Source organism: Photobacterium rosenbergii (assembly GCF_033022775.1).
Taxonomy (GTDB): Bacteria; Pseudomonadota; Gammaproteobacteria; order Enterobacterales; family Vibrionaceae; genus Photobacterium; species Photobacterium rosenbergii_A.
In genome coordinates, this window is the sequence record NZ_JAWJZI010000032.1 from 1 (window position 1) to 19,399 (window position 19,399).

16 protein-coding genes and 1 pseudogene are annotated in these 19,399 nt (G+C 52.6%); 13 read left to right on the forward strand and 4 right to left on the reverse strand.

All coding sequences use genetic code 11. The annotated features are described in order from the left end of the window. Window positions 1–203: 203 nt before the first annotated feature. Entirely contained in the window at window positions 204–749 is a 546-nt protein-coding gene (gene orn / locus R2X38_RS25940) for an oligoribonuclease (protein WP_317525249.1), read from the reverse strand. Window positions 750–887: 138 nt separating this feature from the next. Between orn and rsgA the strand changes: the two genes are divergently transcribed. The 6 genes from rsgA to R2X38_RS25970 all read left to right on the forward strand — a co-directional run bounded on the left by rsgA (window position 888) and on the right by R2X38_RS25970 (window position 8,677). Beyond that, complete coding sequence (gene rsgA / locus R2X38_RS25945) at window positions 888–1,940, forward strand: small ribosomal subunit biogenesis GTPase RsgA (RefSeq protein WP_317525250.1); 1,053 nt, start codon at window positions 888–890, stop codon at window positions 1,938–1,940. A gap of 143 nt (window positions 1,941–2,083) precedes the next feature. Next, window positions 2,084–2,965 (forward strand): archaetidylserine decarboxylase, encoded by an 882-nt coding sequence (asd, locus tag R2X38_RS25950; protein WP_317525264.1) that lies wholly within the window; start codon window positions 2,084–2,086, stop codon window positions 2,963–2,965. Window positions 2,966–3,099: 134 nt separating this feature from the next. Then, window positions 3,100–4,515, forward strand: a complete 1,416-nt coding sequence (locus R2X38_RS25955; RefSeq protein ID WP_317525251.1) for an SLC13 family permease — start codon at window positions 3,100–3,102, stop codon at window positions 4,513–4,515. Window positions 4,516–4,756: 241 nt separating this feature from the next. Next, complete coding sequence (locus tag R2X38_RS25960; RefSeq protein WP_317525252.1) at window positions 4,757–6,640, forward strand: methyl-accepting chemotaxis protein; 1,884 nt, start codon at window positions 4,757–4,759, stop codon at window positions 6,638–6,640. A 279-nt stretch (window positions 6,641–6,919) separates the two neighbouring features. Beyond that, entirely contained in the window at window positions 6,920–7,609 is a 690-nt protein-coding gene (locus R2X38_RS25965; protein ID WP_317525265.1) for a carbonic anhydrase family protein, read from the forward strand. A 171-nt stretch (window positions 7,610–7,780) separates the two neighbouring features. Then, a complete protein-coding gene (locus R2X38_RS25970) occupies window positions 7,781–8,677 on the forward strand; it encodes a DMT family transporter (protein ID WP_317525253.1) in 897 nt (298 codons plus the stop codon). Between the two features lie 295 nt (window positions 8,678–8,972). Here the strand turns inward: R2X38_RS25970 and epmA are convergent, their stop codons facing one another. Next, a complete protein-coding gene (epmA, locus tag R2X38_RS25975) occupies window positions 8,973–9,944 on the reverse strand; it encodes an elongation factor P--(R)-beta-lysine ligase (RefSeq protein ID WP_317525254.1) in 972 nt (323 codons plus the stop codon). Between the two features lie 570 nt (window positions 9,945–10,514). Here epmA and frdA point away from each other — a divergent pair. From frdA to frdD, 4 genes are read left to right on the forward strand one after another with little or no spacing between them, the layout of a single operon-like run. Next, window positions 10,515–12,329, forward strand: a complete 1,815-nt coding sequence (frdA, locus tag R2X38_RS25980) for a fumarate reductase (quinol) flavoprotein subunit (RefSeq protein ID WP_317525255.1) — start codon at window positions 10,515–10,517, stop codon at window positions 12,327–12,329. Beyond that, window positions 12,329–13,069 (forward strand): succinate dehydrogenase/fumarate reductase iron-sulfur subunit, encoded by a 741-nt coding sequence (locus tag R2X38_RS25985; protein WP_039458938.1) that lies wholly within the window; start codon window positions 12,329–12,331, stop codon window positions 13,067–13,069. The genes frdA and R2X38_RS25985 overlap by 1 nt, the downstream gene beginning before the upstream one ends. Window positions 13,070–13,071: 2 nt before the next feature. Next, complete coding sequence (gene frdC, locus R2X38_RS25990; RefSeq protein WP_317525256.1) at window positions 13,072–13,455, forward strand: fumarate reductase subunit FrdC; 384 nt, start codon at window positions 13,072–13,074, stop codon at window positions 13,453–13,455. Between the two features lie 10 nt (window positions 13,456–13,465). Further along, the gene (frdD, locus tag R2X38_RS25995) at window positions 13,466–13,828 is read left to right on the forward strand and encodes a fumarate reductase subunit FrdD (RefSeq protein ID WP_039458945.1); all 363 of its coding nucleotides are present in this window, start codon (window positions 13,466–13,468) and stop codon (window positions 13,826–13,828) included. A 65-nt stretch (window positions 13,829–13,893) separates the two neighbouring features. On the opposite strand, the gene R2X38_RS26000 is transcribed toward frdD, so the two are convergent. Beyond that, entirely contained in the window at window positions 13,894–15,285 is a 1,392-nt protein-coding gene (locus R2X38_RS26000; RefSeq protein ID WP_317525258.1) for an SPFH domain-containing protein, read from the reverse strand. 195 nt (window positions 15,286–15,480) lie between these two features. Beyond that, the gene (gene efp / locus R2X38_RS26005) at window positions 15,481–16,047 is read right to left on the reverse strand and encodes an elongation factor P (protein WP_107301448.1); all 567 of its coding nucleotides are present in this window, start codon (window positions 16,045–16,047) and stop codon (window positions 15,481–15,483) included. A gap of 33 nt (window positions 16,048–16,080) precedes the next feature. Between efp and epmB the strand changes: the two genes are divergently transcribed. From epmB to R2X38_RS26020, 3 genes and pseudogenes are all read left to right on the forward strand, one after another. Further along, entirely contained in the window at window positions 16,081–17,103 is a 1,023-nt protein-coding gene (gene epmB / locus R2X38_RS26010; RefSeq protein WP_317525259.1) for an EF-P beta-lysylation protein EpmB, read from the forward strand. A 617-nt stretch (window positions 17,104–17,720) separates the two neighbouring features. Further along, window positions 17,721–18,623 carry a 30S ribosomal protein S6--L-glutamate ligase gene (gene rimK, locus R2X38_RS26015; RefSeq protein WP_039459779.1) on the forward strand — a complete coding sequence of 301 codons (903 nt, stop codon included), beginning with the start codon at window positions 17,721–17,723 and terminating at the stop codon, window positions 18,621–18,623. A 101-nt stretch (window positions 18,624–18,724) separates the two neighbouring features. Further along, window positions 18,725–19,198: pseudogene (locus tag R2X38_RS26020) on the forward strand (MgtC/SapB family protein); the annotation flags it as partial. Window positions 19,199–19,399 lie beyond the last annotated feature (201 nt).

Genomic DNA, 19,399 nt, shown 5'->3' on the forward strand with positions numbered 1-19,399 from the left:
CGGGGGCCGGATTTGAACCGACGACCTTCGGGTTATGAGCCCGACGAGCTACCAAGCTGCTCCACCCCGCGTCCGTATTATATTGAAAGGCAAACCAAACTAAGAATTGCCTTTCGAGGCTGCGCATTATACGAGGAAATGAGACGGATGCAATAGATCTCAAAAAAAATTTGATCTTTCCCATCCAACCGTCTATTTCCTCATCAAATTTTCATGATCTGCTCACGATAGTAGCGTAATTCGGCGATCGAGTCGCGGATATCATCAAGCGCTAAGTGGCTGCCCTTCTTGCTAAAACCATCCAACACCTCTGGTTTCCAGCGGCGGGTCAACTCTTTCAGGGTACTGACATCCAAGTAGCGGTAATGGAAGTACTGCTCTAGCTCAGGCATGTGCTTGTAAAGGAAGCGGCGATCTTGGCCAATGCTGTTACCGCAAATTGGTGATGCCCCTTTTGGCACCCACTGCTCCAGGAAGGCGATGGTCTGGCGTACCGCTTCGTCTTCGCTAACCTGGCTCTTACGGATCCGCTCAACCAAACCGCTGTTGGTGTGGGTCGTGGTGCACCATTCATCCATCTTTGTCAGTTCGGCTTCAGGCTGGTGAATCGCCAGCACCGGTCCTTCTGCTAGGACATTGAGCTGCGCGTCAGTCACAATTGTCGCAATTTCAATGATTTTATGGGTTTCGGGATCCAACCCGGTCATTTCTAAGTCGATCCAAATTAGGTTCTGATCGCTGATCATCATCGGATATTGCCTATTCTATGAGTAAACCATGTATGATAATACCAAACTAGCGTCATTGCCGAGGCTGCTACTGCAGGTTTTTCGGCAAGCGACACATCGGTATATTACCGTAAGCCAACTTAACTGAACGATATTCTTGTGGCAAAAAAGAAAAAGCTTACTAAAGGTCAGAGCCGCCGCGTGCGCTCTAACCAAAACAAACGACTGAAACGCGAAAAAGATGATATCCAGTGGGATGAAACCCTGCTGGAGTCAGCTCGTGAAGGCTTGGTGATCACCCGTTTCGGCCAGCATGCCGATGTCGAAGATCCTGAAACCGGGATCATCCACCGCTGCAACCTGCGCCGGAGCATCCAAAGCCTCGTATCTGGCGACCGTGTAGTCTGGCGTCCGGGCGTTGAGGCCCTGCAGGGCATTGCCGGCGTGGTTGAAGCCGTTCATGAACGCGAGTCGATGCTGACCCGCCCCGACTACTATGACGGTGTCAAAGCCGTGGCGGCCAACGTTAACCAGATCATCATTGTCTCGGCCGTTCTGCCCGAGTTGTCACTCAATATCATTGACCGCTACCTGATCGCTGCCGAGACCGTGGGGATCCCGCCGCTGATCGTACTCAACAAAGTCGATCTGCTCGAAGCCGATGATCGCAAACAGGTCGAAGACACCCTGTCGCTATACCAAGAGATTGGCTACGAAGTTCGTTTGGTCAGCTCGGAAACCGGTGAAGGGCTGGATGGCTTGCGCGAAGATCTCAAAGGCCATATCAGCATATTTGCCGGCCAGTCCGGTGTCGGCAAGTCCAGTCTGGTTAATTCCCTGATGCCAGAAGTCGATGCGGAAGTTGGCGATGTATCGGAAAACTCCGGCCTAGGTCAGCACACCACAACGGCAGCCCGTCTTTATCACTTCCCTGATGGAGGGGATCTGGTTGACTCTCCGGGGGTACGCGAATTTGGCCTGTGGCACCTCGAGCCGGAGCAGGTGACCGAAGCCTTTGTTGAGTTCCGCGACTACCTTGGCGGCTGCAAGTTCCGCGACTGCAAGCACGGCAATGATCCGGGCTGCATTATTCGCGAAGCTGTTGAGGAGGGTAAGATCCACCAGGCCCGTTACGACAGCTACCACAAGATCATCGACAGCATGTCGGAGAATGTCGCCAACCGACAGTTTTCGCGCAACAAGCCTGATTGACCGCTGGCGGCTCCCTTTTTGTAGGGAGCCGCAACCACGACAGCAAGTAACTGACTTTACCCGACAAGTTAGGTATTATTACCAGCCGACGTTATAATTACGTAACTATCTTGTTGAAAAACTCACTGTTTCTGGACGATACCGTGCACGACAATTTCAAAATCGGCTTGCAGTACTGCGCGCCAAAGCAAACCCTTACCCAGCTCGCAGGCAAGCTTGCCTCTATGAAGGCTGGCAAGTTAACGACCGCAGTTATCCGCTGGTTCATCCGCCAGTACGGCATTGATATGAATGAAGCACGTAACTCAGATCCGGCGGCTTACGCGACCTTCAACGACTTCTTTGTCCGTGAGCTCAAAGACGGCGCCCGCCCAATCAATGACGATGCGGCGACCATCAGCCACCCAGCTGACGCCTGTGTCAGCCAACTGGGCCCAATCACTGGCGGCGAGCTGATCCAGGCCAAAGGCCACACCTACGAAGCGGTTGAGCTACTTGGTGGTGACCAGGCGCTCGCAGACGAGTTCGTGGACGGTCACTTTGCCACGCTGTACCTCTCGCCGAAGGACTACCACCGTGTCCATATGCCGTGCGACGGTACGCTTCGTCATATGGTCTATGTCCCGGGCGAGCTGTTCTCGGTCAATCCGCTGACCGCGAAGAACGTGCCTAACCTGTTTGCCCGCAACGAGCGTGTAGTCTGTATCTTCGATACCGAGTTCGGTCCGATGGCACAGGTTCTGGTCGGTGCCACCATTGTTGGCAGCATTGAAACCGTGTGGGCCGGTACCATCACGCCTCCACGCAGCCCGCAGATCCATCGCTGGAATTACCCGGCCGAGGGCGAGCAGGCCATCACCTTGAAAAAAGGGGATGAAATGGGCCGCTTCAAGCTGGGCTCTACCGTGATCAACCTGTTCCCGAAAAATGCCATCGAGTTTATTGACGGCTTGGAAGCAGGTGTACCGACCAAGATGGGTAGCGCCTATGCAACCCGCGTATCGGGTGAACAGCCAGAAGCCTAAACGGTTAACATTTTTGAACAAAAAGGGGCTTTCGCGGCCCTTTTTTTATGCAAAAAATTGACCATGTCGAGGAAAATATCAACATCCAAATAGTATGCTGGGGTCAGTCAATAATATAAGCAAACCAACATACTATGAAAAAAGTACCTTTGTCCCAGCTAGTTAAGCTGCTGGTCGCATTCGGGATCCCGCTCGGGATACTGATGCTGCCTATCGATGCGATTCCGATTGCTGAATTAACCGTTTCCCAACATCGCCTGCTGGCCATCTTCGCCCTAGCAGCCCTGTTATGGGTACTCGAGCCCGTTCCCGTCTTTGCCACCTCGATCCTGATCATCACCTCGCAGCTGATCATGATCTCCGACAGCGGGCTGCATACCTTCCGCAGCCCACCAGCCGGGCACGAGATGGGAGAAGTGCTCAAGTACACCGATATCCTCGGCTCTTTCTCTTCTCCTATCATTATCCTGTTCATGGGTGGGTTCGCGCTGGCGATTGCCGCCTCCAAGTATGAATTGGACAACAACCTGGCACGGGTACTGCTCAAACCCTTTGGCACCCAGCCGAAATACATCATGCTCGGCCTGATGCTGATCACCGCGGTATTCTCGATGTTCATGTCCAATACCGCTACCACGGTAATGATGCTGGCCTTGCTGACACCTATCGTTGCCTCGGTGCCAAAAGGCGATATCGGTATCAAGGCCCTGGTGCTGTGTATCCCGATTGCGGCCAATACCGGCGGTATTGCCACCCCTATCGGTACCCCGCCCAACGCCATCGCCCTGCAGTACCTGACCGGCGAGAACGCCATCAGCTTTTTGGGTTGGATGATGATCGGCCTACCATTCGTGATCCTGCAGCTGGCCTTTGCCTGGTGGCTGCTGCAGAAGGTGTTCCCATCAACCCAGAGCCACATGCAGCTCGAGCTCAATGGCCAGTTCCAGAAAAGCTGGCAGGCGATTGTGGTATACATTACCTTTGGCCTGACCATCCTGCTGTGGATGACCAGCTCGCTGCACGGCATGAATGTCTATGTGGTCTCGATAATCCCGCTGGCGGTGTTCACCCTGACCGGGATCATGGGCAAAGAGGAAATCAAACTGATCAACTGGGAAGTACTGTGGCTGGTTGCAGGTGGTATCGCTATCGGCCTGGCACTGGATAAGACCGGTCTGGCCCGCGCCCTTGCCCATGCAGTGGATTACGATGCCCTATCACCAATTGCCGTTGTCCTGACCCTGTCGATTATCTGTTGGTTGATGGCAAACTTCATGTCCAATACCGCGACGGCTAACCTGTTGATCCCTATCGCTGCTGCCGTTGCTGCATCGATGGAGAGCCTGGCTTCGCTGGGTGGCCTGCAGGGCGTATTGGTGGTCGTGGCCTTCTCGGCCTCGCTCGGTATGATCCTGCCGGTATCGACACCGCCAAACTCACTGGCCTACTCAACAGGTCTGATTGAAAGCAAAGACATGGCCAAAACCGGCCTGATCATCGGTGTAGTTGGCCTTGCCGTGGTTTACCTCGGCGCGATGCTGTTAACCTGATAAATAACCCTCAATAAAAGTGTGAAGGCGGCATACGCCGCCTTCACACAACCTTACTGTTCCCATGCCCTCCCAACATAACTCTGTTAACCCGATCACGTTATTTATGTGAATTATCTATGATGATTATTCACCTCCGTCTAGGGTGTTTTGCTGTACCCAAAGTAACCATCGCTCTATCAACACACCGGGAATGCCTCATATATACAAAACCAACATCAGGCAGCCGAGAGAGATAATCATGAAGCTAACGATCAAACACAAAATACAGCTGGCGATTGCTGTGATCATCGCCACGGTCAGCGCCGTACAGGCCTGGATTTCCATCTCCCAGCTCCGGCAGGAGACCACCACCGCCATCAATAACCAGATGCGAGATATTGCCCAGGGCACCAGCAGCAATATCAGTGACTGGCTCGCTATTCGTAGCGATATGATGCTGGCCAACGAAAGCCTGATCGCCAACCAGGGTAATGTCGACCGCGAGCTATTGCTGACCAAACGCGCCGGACAGTTTCTGTCGGTCTACGCCGGGTTCAATGACGGCACGATTGCCTATGGCGACAAGACCGAAGATTGGCCCGAGGGATATGATCCGCGCACCCGACCTTGGTACCAGGATGCCATGCGCCAGAGCGGCCTGATCCTGACCGAGCCCTATGAGGATTTCGACGGCAGCATGGTCGTCAGCTTTGCCAAGGCCTTCCAAGGAGAACACCGTGGCGTGCTGGCGGCGGATCTGACCATTACCGATATCATCGACCAGGTCCTCAACCTGCAGCTGGACAACAACGGATTTGCCTTCTTGGTTGACGGCAACAACAATATCGTTGCCTACCGCGATGAATCACTCAGCCAACAGCCGCTAAGCCAGCTTGATAGCGAGCTGACCCCTCAGCTGTTGCAGCGCTTGGTTGCGAACCCAACCATCCACACCATCCATCTCGACAGCGACGGCAACGACAAGTTGATCTATGCCACCCCAATCGCTGGCACCGATTGGACCCTGGCTCTAGTGGAAGACAAAGACTTGGCCTTTGCCTCTATCGGCGAGCAAATCACCTTTGTGCTATTGGCCTCAGTCGGTCTGTATATTGTGATTTCGGCGATTGCGACTCTTATTATCAACAATCTGCTTCGCCCGCTATCACGCCTCAATGAGTCGGTTGCCCAACTAGCGGAAGGCCAGGGCGATCTGACCCAGCGCATTGATATTGAAAGAATGGATGAAATTGGCGTCTTGGCCGATAACATGAACCGTTTCCTCGGCCAGCTTCAGACCATGATCAAAGGCGTGGTCACTCAGTCAGATCGCCTCGGCGAGCAGGCCGAACTGTCGGCCCAGCAAACCGTGCAAGCCAACCAGAAGGTGAACGAGCAGCAGAACGACATCAACCAAATTGCTACGGCGATCCATGAAATGTCCGCCACGTCGGCCGAGGTGGCCAGCCATGCCGAAATGACCGCAGCTGCGGCACAGGCTTCCACCAGCTCCTGCGAGCAGGGACAGCAAGTGATCAGCCAGAACCGCAACGCCATTACCTCACTGGCAACGCAGGTTCAGGATGCCGCTAATGTGATCCACGAACTGGAGAGCAATGCCCAGAACATCAATCAGATCCTGTCGACTATCCAGGGCATTGCCGAGCAGACCAACCTGTTGGCGCTCAACGCCGCCATCGAAGCCGCCCGGGCGGGCGAACAAGGGCGAGGCTTTGCCGTGGTTGCCGATGAAGTACGGGTACTGAGCCAGCGCACCCATGACTCGACCGAGGAAATCCGGGCGATGATCGAGACCCTACAGCAAAATACCCATCAGGCCGTCGACAGCATGCAGGCCAGTACCAACCTTGCCGGCGAGAGTGTCGGTTTTGCCGAGGCCGCCAGTGATAGCCTTAGCCAAATCACCCAGGCCATCAGCGAAATCTCGGATATGGCTACTCAAATCGCCAGCGCAGCCGAAGAGCAGCGCGCGGTCAGCGAAGACATCAGCCGCAATACCCAGGCCATCAAGGATGTGTCCGATCACCTCTCGGTACAAACCGATGCGGTGACCGAAAGCGCCAAAGAAATGCACACTACAGCTGCCAGCATGTGCCGCGACGTTTCACGTTTCAAGGTGTAGCCCCCCGCGCTTGCTGCCTCTCATTAGCGCCCCAATACAGCCGCCTTTCCAGGGCGGTTTTTTTAGGGCCATTCTTTAGAAATAGCTCTCAAAATCAATAACTAGGTTTTCACTAACCCGCGATTATTTTTCCGATTACTGGATATGGCTGCCAAATCCCGCGCCTACTGCTCCACAGTCCAGCCCCACCCTCTACACTAAGAAGGTTGGCTAATTGAACAGAAAAATAAGAGAGGAACGACAGTGAAATTATCATCACTTAACGTAGTGCTGCTCGCCATGGCGGCAGCATCAATGGGCAGTACCCAAGCAGCCGAGTGGAGCTATGAGGGCGAAAACGGGGTCGATAACTGGGGCAAGCATTTTGCCACCTGCGGTGAAGGGGCTAACCAAACCCCAATCGATATCAAGCGAACCGTTAAGGCCGAACTGACACCGTTGCAAATAGACTACCAGGGCAAGGTGCGCGAGGTGATTAACAATGGCCATACCGTGCAGGCCAATGTCGAGGGCAAGAACCAGTTGGTTATCGATGATCAAACCTTCGACCTCAAGCAGTTCCACTTCCATACCCCATCGGAAAACTATATTGCCGGTAAGCAATTCCCGCTAGAAGTGCATTTTGTCCACGCTAATGCCGAAGGCCAGCTCGCCGTTGTCGCGGCCATGTTCAAGACCGGCCCAAGGGGCAACGAGGCCTTCAACAGCTTGCTGGCGACCGTGCCAGAAAAAGACCAGGTGCAGCCTCTGAATGAGACCTTAAATCCTGCCGATCTGCTGCCACGGGAACGTGAGTATTACCGCTTTAACGGCTCGCTCACCACCCCACCATGCAGCGAAGGAGTACGTTGGTTTGTGATGCGCGAAGCCCAAGCCGGTACCGAGCAGCAAATTGACAGCTTGCACCAGGTGATGGGCGACAATGCCCGTCCACTACAACCGCTCAATGCCCGGGTTGTCCTAGAATAAGATCTTTACCCATTTCCACTCAGCCCGGCGCTTTTAATAAAGCGCCGGCACTTCACGCTCCCCTTCCCTGCGACAAAAGCCCTGTCCGACAACCCCCTTGCCATCAATCGCCGAGATCCCTCAAGATACCCAGCACCAATAAGGATATCGCGTCATTAGTTAAGGATAAGCATGAACTACGAATGGCTGGCTCTGGCAGCCGCATTGCTCTGGGCGGTCAGCAGCCTGATTTCCGTCACCCCTTCACGCCATTTGGGTGCCTTTGCCTATAGCCGCTGGCGGATGGCCTGCGTCACCGTGATGCTCTCGAGCATGGCCTGGTTCAACGGCGGCTGGGCAACCATGCAGTGGGACTATGCCAGTATCATGATGCTATCCGGCGTGATCGGCATTTTTATTGGTGATACCGCCCTGTTTGCCTGCTTCAACCGTATCGGCCCCCGTCGGGGCGGTCTGCTGTTTGCCTGCCATGCAGTGTTTTCGGCGCTGCTGGGGATATGGCTGTTCGGTGAAACCCTAGAAGGCTGGAAGCTTGTTGGCAGTGTGGCGGTGTTTACCGGAGTGGCTATCGCTATCTTGTTCGGTCAGCGGCCAAGCAATGAACGGCAACAACACTGGGAAGGCAACCATGGCTCGCTGGTATTTGCCATTGTGCTTGGGCTGACAGCCGCGTTGTGCCAGTCGCTGGGCGCTATCATCGCCAAGCCCGTCATGCAGACCGCCGTCGATCCCATTGCCGCCTCTGCGGTCAGGATGGCCAGCGCACTCTCTGCCCATTCATTGTTGCGTCTGAGCGGTGCCCAGATCGCCCGGCCATTGCAGTCGATAAACTGGCGCATCTTGCGGCAAGTTGCCCTCAACGGCCTGCTGGCGATGGCGATTGGCATGACCCTTATCCTCTATGCCCTGCGCGATGGTGATGTCGGCATGGTAGCCCTGCTTTCCTCTACCTCACCGATCATGATCCTGCCACTGTTATGGCTGCACACCCGACAGCGGCCACCCGCAGCTGCCTGGCTCGGTGCCATTATCGCGGTGCTGGGCACCATGATGATAGTGACACACTAATCACAAGTGATAATTATTTGCATTTAGGGTTTGGTTTGATTATGCTTTGACCTGTTTGGTTAAGGCGCCTTGGAATCCTACCCTGCGACAACACCAAAACAAGAGAGATACGATAACACTAGCAATACTGGCTGTTCCCCCAGCTTTGGCCGCGGCAGCGATACCCTCCTGCCACCAGATATATGAACCTTTTCTGCCTGCAGAAACAAACCGCGCGGCAATCTTGCCGCGCGGTTCATTGGTCTGGCTGTTCGCAAAACAGCTAGGATATGCAGCCCAGTCTCAAGATCAGCATTTAGGCTATGGTGATCGGAAACGCACTGACTTGATCAATATGATCCACGCCCAGCGACAGCATGATCAAGCGATCCACGCCCAAAGCGACACCGGCACAATCCGGGAACCCGGCACGCAATGCCGACACCAAGTGCATGTCGATAGGCTGTGGGGCTAATCCCATCTCCAGACGTTTGCGATTATCTGCCTCAAAGCGGGACAACTGCTCGTCGCCATCGGACAGCTCATGGAAGCCATTGGCCAACTCAATCCCTTTGATATATACCTCGAAACGCTCAGCAACCCGGTTATCCTGCGGGTTAATCTGGGCCAAGGCCGCCTGCGACGCTGGGAAGTCGTAGACAAAAGCCGGGCTTTGCTGACCGATCTTCGGCTCGACCCCCACACTGAACAGCAACTGCAGCAAGGTATCGCGATCCTGCTCCGGCTCGGCGATATCCGCCAATCCCAACCCAGCAGCGACAACCTTCAGATCAGCCATACTGCCTTCCAACGGGCAAACTCCCAGTACATCAACAAAGGCTTGCTGATAGGTCATCCGCTCGGCTTGGCCACATTTCAATACCAACTGCAGCAAGTCATCCATCTCGTCCATCAGGGCGTGGTGATCAAAGCCCGGACGGTACCATTCCAACATGGTGAATTCCGGATTGTGGAAACGGCCTGACTCTTCATTGCGGAATGACTTGCAGATCTGGTAGATAGGCCCACTGCCAGCCGCTAGCAAACGCTTCATGTGGAACTCAGGGCTGGTCATCAGGTAGAGCTGCTGGCCATCGGCATAGCCCGGGCCGACAAAGGTCGTCTGGAAAGTGTGGAGATGGATATCCGTTACCGTCGCCTGGCTCATCGCCGGGGTATCAACTTCCATCACCTCACGCTGAGCAAAGAAGTCGCGGATCGTCGCAAGGATCGCTGCACGCTGCCTAAGACGGCTGATCGGAGCCGTGGGTTGCCAATGGGTTGTCATAACCTGTGATCTTCAACAAATATAGAGTGGATTGAGGCCGTATTTTACCTCATTCCCCACCCGCTCACAGTGCTAAATCAGCAGCTAAATACCCGCCAAACCGAACGCATATATTGAAGGGAAGAATAGTTATGAAATGTTATGAAAGATTATGATCAACCCCCAACCAAGCCGTTCGCAAAATAAACACCAACAACAAATATTAAATTAACAAACCAGTCACAAGGGTCGCATTAACACAACATTGAATAAAGAAGCACCCATTTGCTTACGAGATAAAGCCTGCTTTTTTAGCTACTTAGCAAAAAAACACGAAACACATATTTAATGAGCCAGAAACAAATCACACATTTTATTTCGATTAATTAACAACCATAAAACATTACAAATTGTGACAACTCTCACACTTTCTGTAATCACCTTATACTTTTGGGCTATTTCGTTTAAAAAGCCGCGTCTAAATCAAATTTTCTATCGATATTGTTTCATAGAATGCCTTTAGGATTTCAAGGTTAAGTACGCTCAGGCGTACTTTTTTAAATTTTATCGTCTTACCTCCGGAGGATAGCTGTGAAAACAATTACCACAGATATCGCTGTAATCGGCGCGGGTGGTGCAGGTCTTCGTACTGCCATCGCTGCTGCTGAAGCAAACCCAGACTTGGAAATTGCTCTTATTTCTAAAGTTTACCCAATGCGCTCTCATACCGTAGCTGCAGAGGGTGGCTCCGCTGCCGTCATCAAGGATGAGGATAGCTTGGACAACCACTTCAACGACACCGTTGGCGGTGGTGACTGGCTATGTGAACAGGACGTTGTTGAATATTTCGTAGAAAACGCGACCCGCGAGATGACCCAGCTAGAGCAATGGGGTTGTCCTTGGAGCCGTAAAGAAAATGGTGACGTGAACGTACGCCGCTTCGGTGGTATGAAGGTTGAGCGCACATGGTTTGCCGCGGATAAAACCGGCTTCCACATGCTGCACACTCTATTCCAGACGTCTATCAAATACGATCAGATCAAGCGATTCGACGAATACTTTGTTGTAGACCTACTGGTTGAAGAAGGTGAAGTGCAGGGTCTTGTGGCTATCCACATGGCCGAAGGTGAGTTGATCTGCATTAAAGCGAAGTCTGTTGTACTTGCAACAGGTGGTGCTGGTCGTGTTTACAACTGTAACACCAACGGCGGCATCGTTACCGGTGACGGCATGGCTATGGCCTTCCGCCACGGTGTTCCTCTGCGTGACATGGAGTTCGTTCAGTACCACCCAACTGGCCTACCAGGTACAGGTATCCTGATGACCGAAGGTTGTCGTGGTGAGGGCGGTATCATCGTCAACAAGAACGGCTACCGTTACCTACAAGACTACGGCATGGGCCCAGAAACACCAGTTGGCCAGCCGAAGAACAAATACATGGAACTAGGTCCTCGTGACAAAGTTTCCCAGGCATTCTGGCACGAACTGCAAAAAGGCAACACCATCAAGCACCCACTGGGTGACGTGGTACACCTTGACCTTCGCCACCTGGGTGAAGAGTACCTGCACGAGCGTCTACCGTTCATCTGTGAGCTGGCAAAAGCTTACGTTAACGTTGACCCAGCCAAAGAACCGATCCCAATCCGTCCAACGGTTCACTACACCATGGGTGGTATCGAGACTGACAAGCACAACGAAACACGCATCAAGGGCCTATTCGCCGTGGGTGAATGTTCTTCTGTTGGCCTACACGGTGCTAACCGTCTAGGTTCTAACTCACTGGCTGAGCTTGTAGTATTCGGTCGCCTAGCGGGTGAAGGTGCGGCAAAACGCGCTGAAGAATTCAAAGGCTGGAACGAAGCTGCTATCACAGCACAGGTTCAAGCAGTTCAAGACCGTATTGATGCCCTAATGGCACAAGAAGGCGACGAGAACTGGGCTGATATCCGCACTGAAATGGGTCACTCCATGGAAGCTGGCTGTGGTATCTACCGCCAAGAAGATCTGATGCAGGCGACTATCGACAAGCTAGCCGAACTACGTGCTCGCTTCAAGAACATCAGCATCAAAGACAAAGGCAAAGTATTCAACACTGACTTGCTATACGCAATCGAAGTGGGTTACGGCCTAGAAGTTGCTGAAGCCATGGCTCACTCTGCTATCCAGCGTAAAGAGTCTCGTGGTGCGCACCAGCGTCTTGACGATGGCTGCACTGAGCGTGACGACGTGAACTTCCTGAAACACACACTGGCGTTCTACAACGGTGACGACGCACCTCGTATCGAGTACAGCGACGTAACAATCACCAAGTCTCAGCCAAAAGCCCGTCTATACGGTGCAGCGGCAGAAGAAGCGGCAGCGAAAGAAGCAGCCGAAGCGGCAGAGAATAAAGGGGAGCAGGCGTAATGTCAGACAATCGCATCCAAAAAGTAGAAATTCTGCGTTATGACCCAGCGAAAGATGCAGAACCATACTTCGAAATGTTCGAAGTACCGTTTAACGAAACCATGTCTGTGCTTGATGCACTGGGTTACATCAAGGACAACCTAGACAAAGATCTGGCTTACCGCTGGTCTTGCCGTATGGCAATCTGTGGTTCTTGCGGCATGATGGTCAACAAGGTGCCAAAACTGGCCTGTAAGACCTTCCTACGTGACTACCCGAACGGTCTGAAAATCGAAGCGCTGTCTAACTTCGCTATCGAGAAAGATCTTGTAGTTGACATGACGCCGTTCATCGAGCGTCTGGAAGCTATCAAGCCATACATCATCGGCAACGATCGCAAGCCTGAAGATGGTCCAAACAACCAGACGCCAGAGCAAATGGCGAAGTACAAGCAGTTTGCAGGTTGTATCAACTGTGGCCTTTGCTACGCAGCATGTCCGCAGTTCGGTCTGAACCCTGAGTTCATCGGCCCTGCAGCACTTACCCTGGCACACCGCTACAACCTGGACAGCCGTGACAACGGTTCTGATGAGCGTATGAAGCTGATCAACGGTGAAAACGGTGCATGGGGCTGTACGTTTGTTGGCTACTGTTCTGAAGTTTGTCCGAAGAGCGTAGATCCAGCAGCAGCGGTTAACCAAGGCAAAGTGGAATCTTCTAAAGATTTCGTTATCGCCATGATGAAACCTCAGGAGGCATAAGGATGAGCAATCGTAAACCTTACGTTCGCGAAATGAAGCGCACTTGGTGGAAGGATCATCCTTTCTACCGCTTCTACATGGTTCGTGAAGCAACTGTACTACCACTGATCTTCTTCACTATCTGCCTGACTTTCGGTCTAGGTAGCCTAGTGAAAGGCCCTGAAGCTTGGGCTGGCTGGCTTGAGTTCATGGCGAACCCAGTCGTTGTTATCCTGAACGTGCTGGCACTAGCGGGTAGCCTGTTCCACGCACAGACTTTCTTCAGCATGATGCCTCAGGTTATGCCTATCAAACTGAAAGGCAAAACGCTGGACAAGAAAGTTGTTGTTCTATCTCAGTGGGCTGCGGTTGCTGCAATTTCACTGTTCGTACTAGTTCTAGTTTAAGGAGAGCCACGTGGTTAATCTAAATCCTAAACGTTCTGACGAACCAGTATGGTGGGGTCTGTTCGGTGCTGGCGGTACTTGGTTTGCAATGCTGACACCTGTGACTGTGCTGGTACTGGGTATCATGGTCCCACTGGGCATGCTAGACGCTGAAGCAATGAGCTACGAGCGCGTTTCTGGCTTCGTCACCAGCTTCATCGGTGCCCTATTTACTATCGCGACCCTGGCTCTGCCAATGTGGCACGCGATGCACCGTTTGCACCACGGTATGCACGACCTGAAATTCCACACCGGCGTGGCAGGTAAAGTAGCATGCTACGCGGCTGCATTCCTTGTGTCTGCACTCGCTGTGATTTTTGTCTTCATGATCTAATCGTGATACGAATCGAAAAAAGCACCGCCTCGCGGTGCTTTTTTTATGCCTGCAGATTGAGGTAACTATTGCTTAACTTGATTAGCCAGTTTCTCGTTCTGCTCCAAAATCCCCAGCGCGCCGAAGCCGGTGATCACATCCAGATTGGTGGTCATCTTGCCACCCTCTCCACCGAAGTAGTTTTTCGGCATCTCCACATGGTAGTTCTTCAGGTTATTGTACAAGGCGGTTGAGACATCACGGTTCAGCTCAGCCAGATAAACGTCGCGGTTGGCGCCATAGGCATCGTATTTGGCCTTGAGGATTTCTGCTTCCGCCCGCCCCTTGGCGAGAATCGCCTTGGCTTCATACTCCGCCGACAGGGCATTGGCTTTCTGGATAGCCAGGTTCGCCTCGGCAATCGCCAGCTCTTTTTCCTTGTCCACTTCCGCCAAACGCTTGTTTTTCTCAACCTCGACAATCTCCCGCTCGGCGATCTGGCGGGCGACCTCGACCTCCTTCTGCTGCGAGATAATCGCCAGCTCCTTGTTACGCTGGGCATCCTGCACTTCACGGGTACGCTGGATTTCCTTGCGCAATTGCTCGGTCTCCGCCTGGGCTTTCGAGGTCTCCTGCTCCTGGATTGCGCGGATACGGTCTGCGACCAGACGCTTCTTGTCGGTCAGCAGCTTATCCAGCTGCCCCTCTGGCTTGGGATCGCCAATCGTCACCTGGGTCACGGCTATACCGTACTGGCGCAACGGGTTGTCCTGGCGCTTCGGATTGCCCTGAGCATCGAGCATCGGTACCGTCTTCCATACCAATTGCTGGGTGCGCTGAAGCTGGTTGGAGTTATTCTGATTCACCCCGACCGGCGCCAAATCGATCTGCTCGACCTCGACCTGGCGGCGCTCGGTCATGTAGATACCGTCACGCAGCTGATCACCAAGCTTAGACTTAAACTGGTTCAGACCGCCCTGGAAGAACTCCTCGCCGGTGTATTGGGTGGCAGTAATAACAGTCACATTGCGGGCATTTTTCACCAGCAGGGCATCAATCAGGTTGCTGTTGTTGCGGAACTCGCGGTGCATCTTGATAATCGCCTCGGGATCTTGCGATAACTTGAAGCGAAAAGTCACCGGGATTTCACCGACATAGGTATCGGCAAAGCGTACCTGGATCGGCGGTAGACGCTGGTAGAAGTCCTCCCCGGTGGTATTGCCGTAGGAGACGGTGATCACCTGATCATACTTGGTGATTTTCGACAGGAACGGCATCCTAAAATGGATACCGGGCTGGTTGAACACATCCAGATCCCCGGTCAGGTTGTTCTGGTGCACATAGGTATAACCCGCATCCGTCATCAGCACTGAGTTGTTGACCAGACCGAACAGAGCGGCGGCCCCTAAGATCCCGCCAACCACGGGGAGTGACACTTTTTTCTTGAGCGCATTCTGCGCCTCAGGCTTAAAATCCATATTTCCTAAACCAACTTGTTATTATTCCACTGTATGGCTCAGGGTAAAAAATAGAAGGCACCAATGAAAGCAAAACAATGCACTTATCGCTTTGAATCCAACACAGGTCAAAATGTGAGTCGAAATTTACAAGAAGTGTTTGTTTAAAAAACAAAAAAGGCCGCCTAGGCGACCTTTTTTACAACCGGAAGCGAATTACTTCACACGGCCAACGTATTCAGCTGAACGGGTATCAACCTTGATCACTTCGCCGATAGCGATGAATAGCGGTACACGTACCACAGCGCCAGTTGATAGCGTCGCTGGCTTACCACCAGTACCCTGAGTATCGCCTTTCAGGCCAGGATCGGTTTCAGTCACTTCAAGCTCAACGAAGTTCGGCGGCGTCACGGCGATTGGGTTGCCGTTCCACAGTGTTAGCGTACAAGTGTTGTTTTCTACCAACCACTTCGCGTTCTCGCCTACCGCTTTTACGTCAGCAGCGATCTGCTCGAACGTTTCATTGTTCATGAAGTGGTAGAACTCACCGTCGTTGTATAGGTAATCAAGATCAGTATCGATTACGTCTGCAGCTTCAACGCTTTCACCAGACTTGAAAGTCTTCTCCAGTACCTTGCCTGAAAGCAGCTTACGGATTTTAACGCGGTTGAACGCCTGGCCTTTGCCTGGCTTAACAAATTCGTTTTCGATAATGACACATGGTTCATTATCTAGCATAATTTTCATTCCGCCGCGGAATTCATTGGTGCTGAAAGACGCCATTTTTATCCTCTTAACATCTTCGAGTTGTATTTAATGCCGCACATAATAACCCGAAACGCCTCATCTGTTGAGCAAAACTGGCTGAATGATCTTGCTAATGCGATTTCTGATCCGATTCAACTGCTAAATAGCCTGAAAATCGATCCTAGCCCATGGGCAGAAGGCTTGGCGGCCCGGAAATTATTTGCGCTGCGTGTCCCTTTGAGCTTTGTCGATAGAATGGAAGTTGGCAACCCCCATGACCCGTTATTGCGACAGGTATTGCCCCTGGCAGAAGAGTTCGAGGTTCACCCGGGCTACTCGCAGGATCCGCTCGAAGAGCAGGACAACGCCATTCCGGGCTTGCTGCACAAATACAAGAACCGGGCGCTGATGATTGTCAAGGGTGGCTGTGCGGTCAATTGCCGCTACTGTTTCCGCCGCCATTTCCCCTATCAGGACAACCAGGGCGGCAAACGCAACTGGCAAGCCGCGCTGGATTATGTCGCGGCCCAACCCGACATCAACGAAATTATCCTGTCCGGCGGCGATCCGCTGATGGCCAAAGACAGCGAAATGGCCTGGCTGATCGATGCCATCGGTGCTATTTCGCATATCAAGCGGCTGCGTATCCACTCCCGCCTGCCGGTAGTGTTGCCATCGCGTATCACCCCTGAGCTATGCCAAATACTGGCCGAGAGCCGCCTACAGACCGTGCTGGTTACACACATCAACCACGCTAATGAAATCAATGGTGAGCTGAAACAGGCGATGCTGGCGCTTAAACAGGCTGATGTCACCCTGCTTAACCAAGGGGTGCTGCTTAAAGGCGTGAACGACTCTATCACCGCCCTAACCCAGCTCAGTGAAACCTTGTTCGATGCCGGGATCCTGCCCTACTACCTCCATGTGTTGGACAGAGTCCAGGGTGCAGCGCACTTCATGGTCGACGACCACACCGCCCGCCAGCTGATGGCTGGCCTGATGGAGAATGTATCAGGCTATTTGGTGCCGAAACTGACCCGGGAAATCGGTGGCCGCCGCAGCAAAACCCCGCTGGATTTGCATCTCGAGTAACCTTTAGTACAGCCAATGCCTTCCTATTACCTACTGCAGTGCCGTTTTGCACTGCAGTCGTCCCTAAAGCTTCTACCCCCACCAAACGTACAGCAAAACAACAAACAAACACCTTTTAGGTGCTCAATATCGACCTTCAAGCCGGAACTCACCATAAGCCATGTAAGTTATTGTTTTCAATCAATTTATTCTCGTGCAGCTTTTCGAGCTTTTTACCTTTCAAGCTCACCACAACTCAAAAGGTCATTTCCTTGGCCAAAACTTCTAACATGATCAGCAAATAAGCTTGTGATCAGATAAAACCTGAATAAGCACTTTGGCAACCATAGACCAATTAAAAATTCACACCTAAACCGTTGATATTAAACAAATTAAAATCGCGTACAGCTTTTCACGCTTTTTACCAAGCAAACCTAGAACAATCAAAAGTAATATGGTAGGTAAATTAGTATTGATTTGAGAAAATTTTTTGATGGTGGCAATCAAAAAAGATCATCGCCAAATCGCTCGCTTTTTAAACCAAGTAAGCGCATAGTCGCGCTCCAATCTGCTGGCGGGGAAGGCAGCCAAACTTCACGCCCTGCAGGCAATCCATCACTTTATTAATGAGTAACGCAATGAAAATTGGCATTCTCTCCCAGAACGAAAACCTGTACTCAACCCGCCGCCTGCGCGAAGCCATTGAACAGCGCGGCCATGAAGCTGTGATCATCAACGCATTGCGTTGTTATATGAATATCAACTCGGTCAAGCCGTCGATTCACTTCGAAGGCCAAGATCTGACTGGCTTTGATGCCATTATTCCGCGTATCGGTGCGGATATTACTTTTTACGGCTGTTCGGTACTGCGTCAGTTCGAAATGATGGATGTGTTCTCGGTGAACCCATCGATTGCGATTTCGCGTTCTCGGGACAAGCTGCGCTCGCTACAGTTACTCAGCCGCAAGGGCGTCGGCATGCCAATTACCGGCTTTGCCAGCAAACCCGACGATGTGCCGGATCTGATCAAGATGGTCGGCGGCGCGCCGCTGGTGATAAAACTGCTGGAAGGCACGCAGGGCATTGGTGTGGTATTGGCCGAGACCCAAAAAGCGGCCGAGAGTGTGATTGAGGCCTTTATGGGGCTCAAAGCCAACATCATGGTGCAAGAATTCATCGAGGAAGCTGGTGGTGCCGATATCCGCTGTTTTGTAATCGGCGACAAAGTGATTGCAGCGATGAAACGCCAAGGCGCAGAAGGCGAGTTCCGCTCCAACCTGCACCGCGGTGGCAGTGCATCATTAATCCGTATTACGCCGGAAGAGCGCAAGACCGCCGTGGCGGCCGCTAAAGCCATGGGACTCAGCGTTGCCGGGGTTGATTTGCTGCGCTCGAACCGCGGACCTCTGGTGATGGAAGTGAACTCTTCACCTGGCCTGGAAGGCATTGAAGGGGCGACCGGCAAAGACATCGCCGGGATGATTGTGGAATATATAGAGAAAAATGCTGGCAAAAAAAGCCGCCGTAATTCTCACCAGTAATTCCCTCTTGCCTAGCGGCTTACAAAGAACACAGATGAAAGCAGCCCCCGGGCTGCTTTTTTCATCTGCCAACACATTCGAAGACAGGAGCAACCGCCATTATGTGGCTTGATATAACACCCTTTGCCTGGCCTGCCCTTTTACAGTGCGCCATCTGCGGCACGGTGATCGGGGTAGAGCGCCAAATCAGGGGTAAACCGGTTGGGATCCGCACCTCGACCTTAATCATCATGGGAACCTACTTTTTCATTACCCTGGGTGAGACGTTATCGACTAACAATGCCGATATTTCCCGGGTCATGGCGCAAGTGATCACCGGCATCGGCTTTTTGGGCGCCGGCGTGATGATGACCCGGGACGGGCAAATCCATGGTGTTACCTCAGCAGCCGTAGTGTGGATGCTGGCCGCCCTCGGGATCACCATCGGCTTAGGTTACGGCCAGACGGCAGTACTGATGACCGGTATCGTGGTAGCGATTTTGCTTGGCGTCGATAAGCTTGAAAATAGCCTGCGTATCTTGCGCAAAGGTGTCCACGCTCACCTGAGCGATCGGCGCCAACTGAAAAAGGTAAAGCGCCACCGCCAGGAAATAGATGAAAGGCTGGATGGAGCGGAGAACGCTGCCGGGGATATAGCGACACTGAGCAAGGCCGTCCCAGAGAAAAATACACTAGAGAGAGCATCGATCATGCCGCAAGAAAACAAGCAGCAAGAAGAAGCCATCATTCGGCATGTACAGCGATAGAGCTTGAATGCTGCTTTTTGGTGAGCAATT

Coding starts and splice junctions, on each gene's coding strand:
- R2X38_RS25970 (WP_317525253.1), top strand. CDS start 7,781: ATGAACTACGAATGGCTGGCTCTGGCAGCCGCATTGCTCTGGGCGGTC.
- rimK (WP_039459779.1), top strand. CDS start 17,721: ATGAAAATTGGCATTCTCTCCCAGAACGAAAACCTGTACTCAACCCGC.
- R2X38_RS25985 (WP_039458938.1), top strand. CDS start 12,329: ATGTCAGACAATCGCATCCAAAAAGTAGAAATTCTGCGTTATGACCCA.
- epmA (WP_317525254.1), bottom strand. CDS start 9,944: ATGACAACCCATTGGCAACCCACGGCTCCGATCAGCCGTCTTAGGCAG.
- efp (WP_107301448.1), bottom strand. CDS start 16,047: ATGGCGTCTTTCAGCACCAATGAATTCCGCGGCGGAATGAAAATTATG.
- R2X38_RS25955 (WP_317525251.1), top strand. CDS start 3,100: ATGAAAAAAGTACCTTTGTCCCAGCTAGTTAAGCTGCTGGTCGCATTC.
- frdC (WP_317525256.1), top strand. CDS start 13,072: ATGAGCAATCGTAAACCTTACGTTCGCGAAATGAAGCGCACTTGGTGG.
- R2X38_RS25960 (WP_317525252.1), top strand. CDS start 4,757: ATGAAGCTAACGATCAAACACAAAATACAGCTGGCGATTGCTGTGATC.
- R2X38_RS25965 (WP_317525265.1), top strand. CDS start 6,920: ATGGCGGCAGCATCAATGGGCAGTACCCAAGCAGCCGAGTGGAGCTAT.
- R2X38_RS26000 (WP_317525258.1), bottom strand. CDS start 15,285: ATGGATTTTAAGCCTGAGGCGCAGAATGCGCTCAAGAAAAAAGTGTCA.
- epmB (WP_317525259.1), top strand. CDS start 16,081: ATGCCGCACATAATAACCCGAAACGCCTCATCTGTTGAGCAAAACTGG.
- orn (WP_317525249.1), bottom strand. CDS start 749: ATGATGATCAGCGATCAGAACCTAATTTGGATCGACTTAGAAATGACC.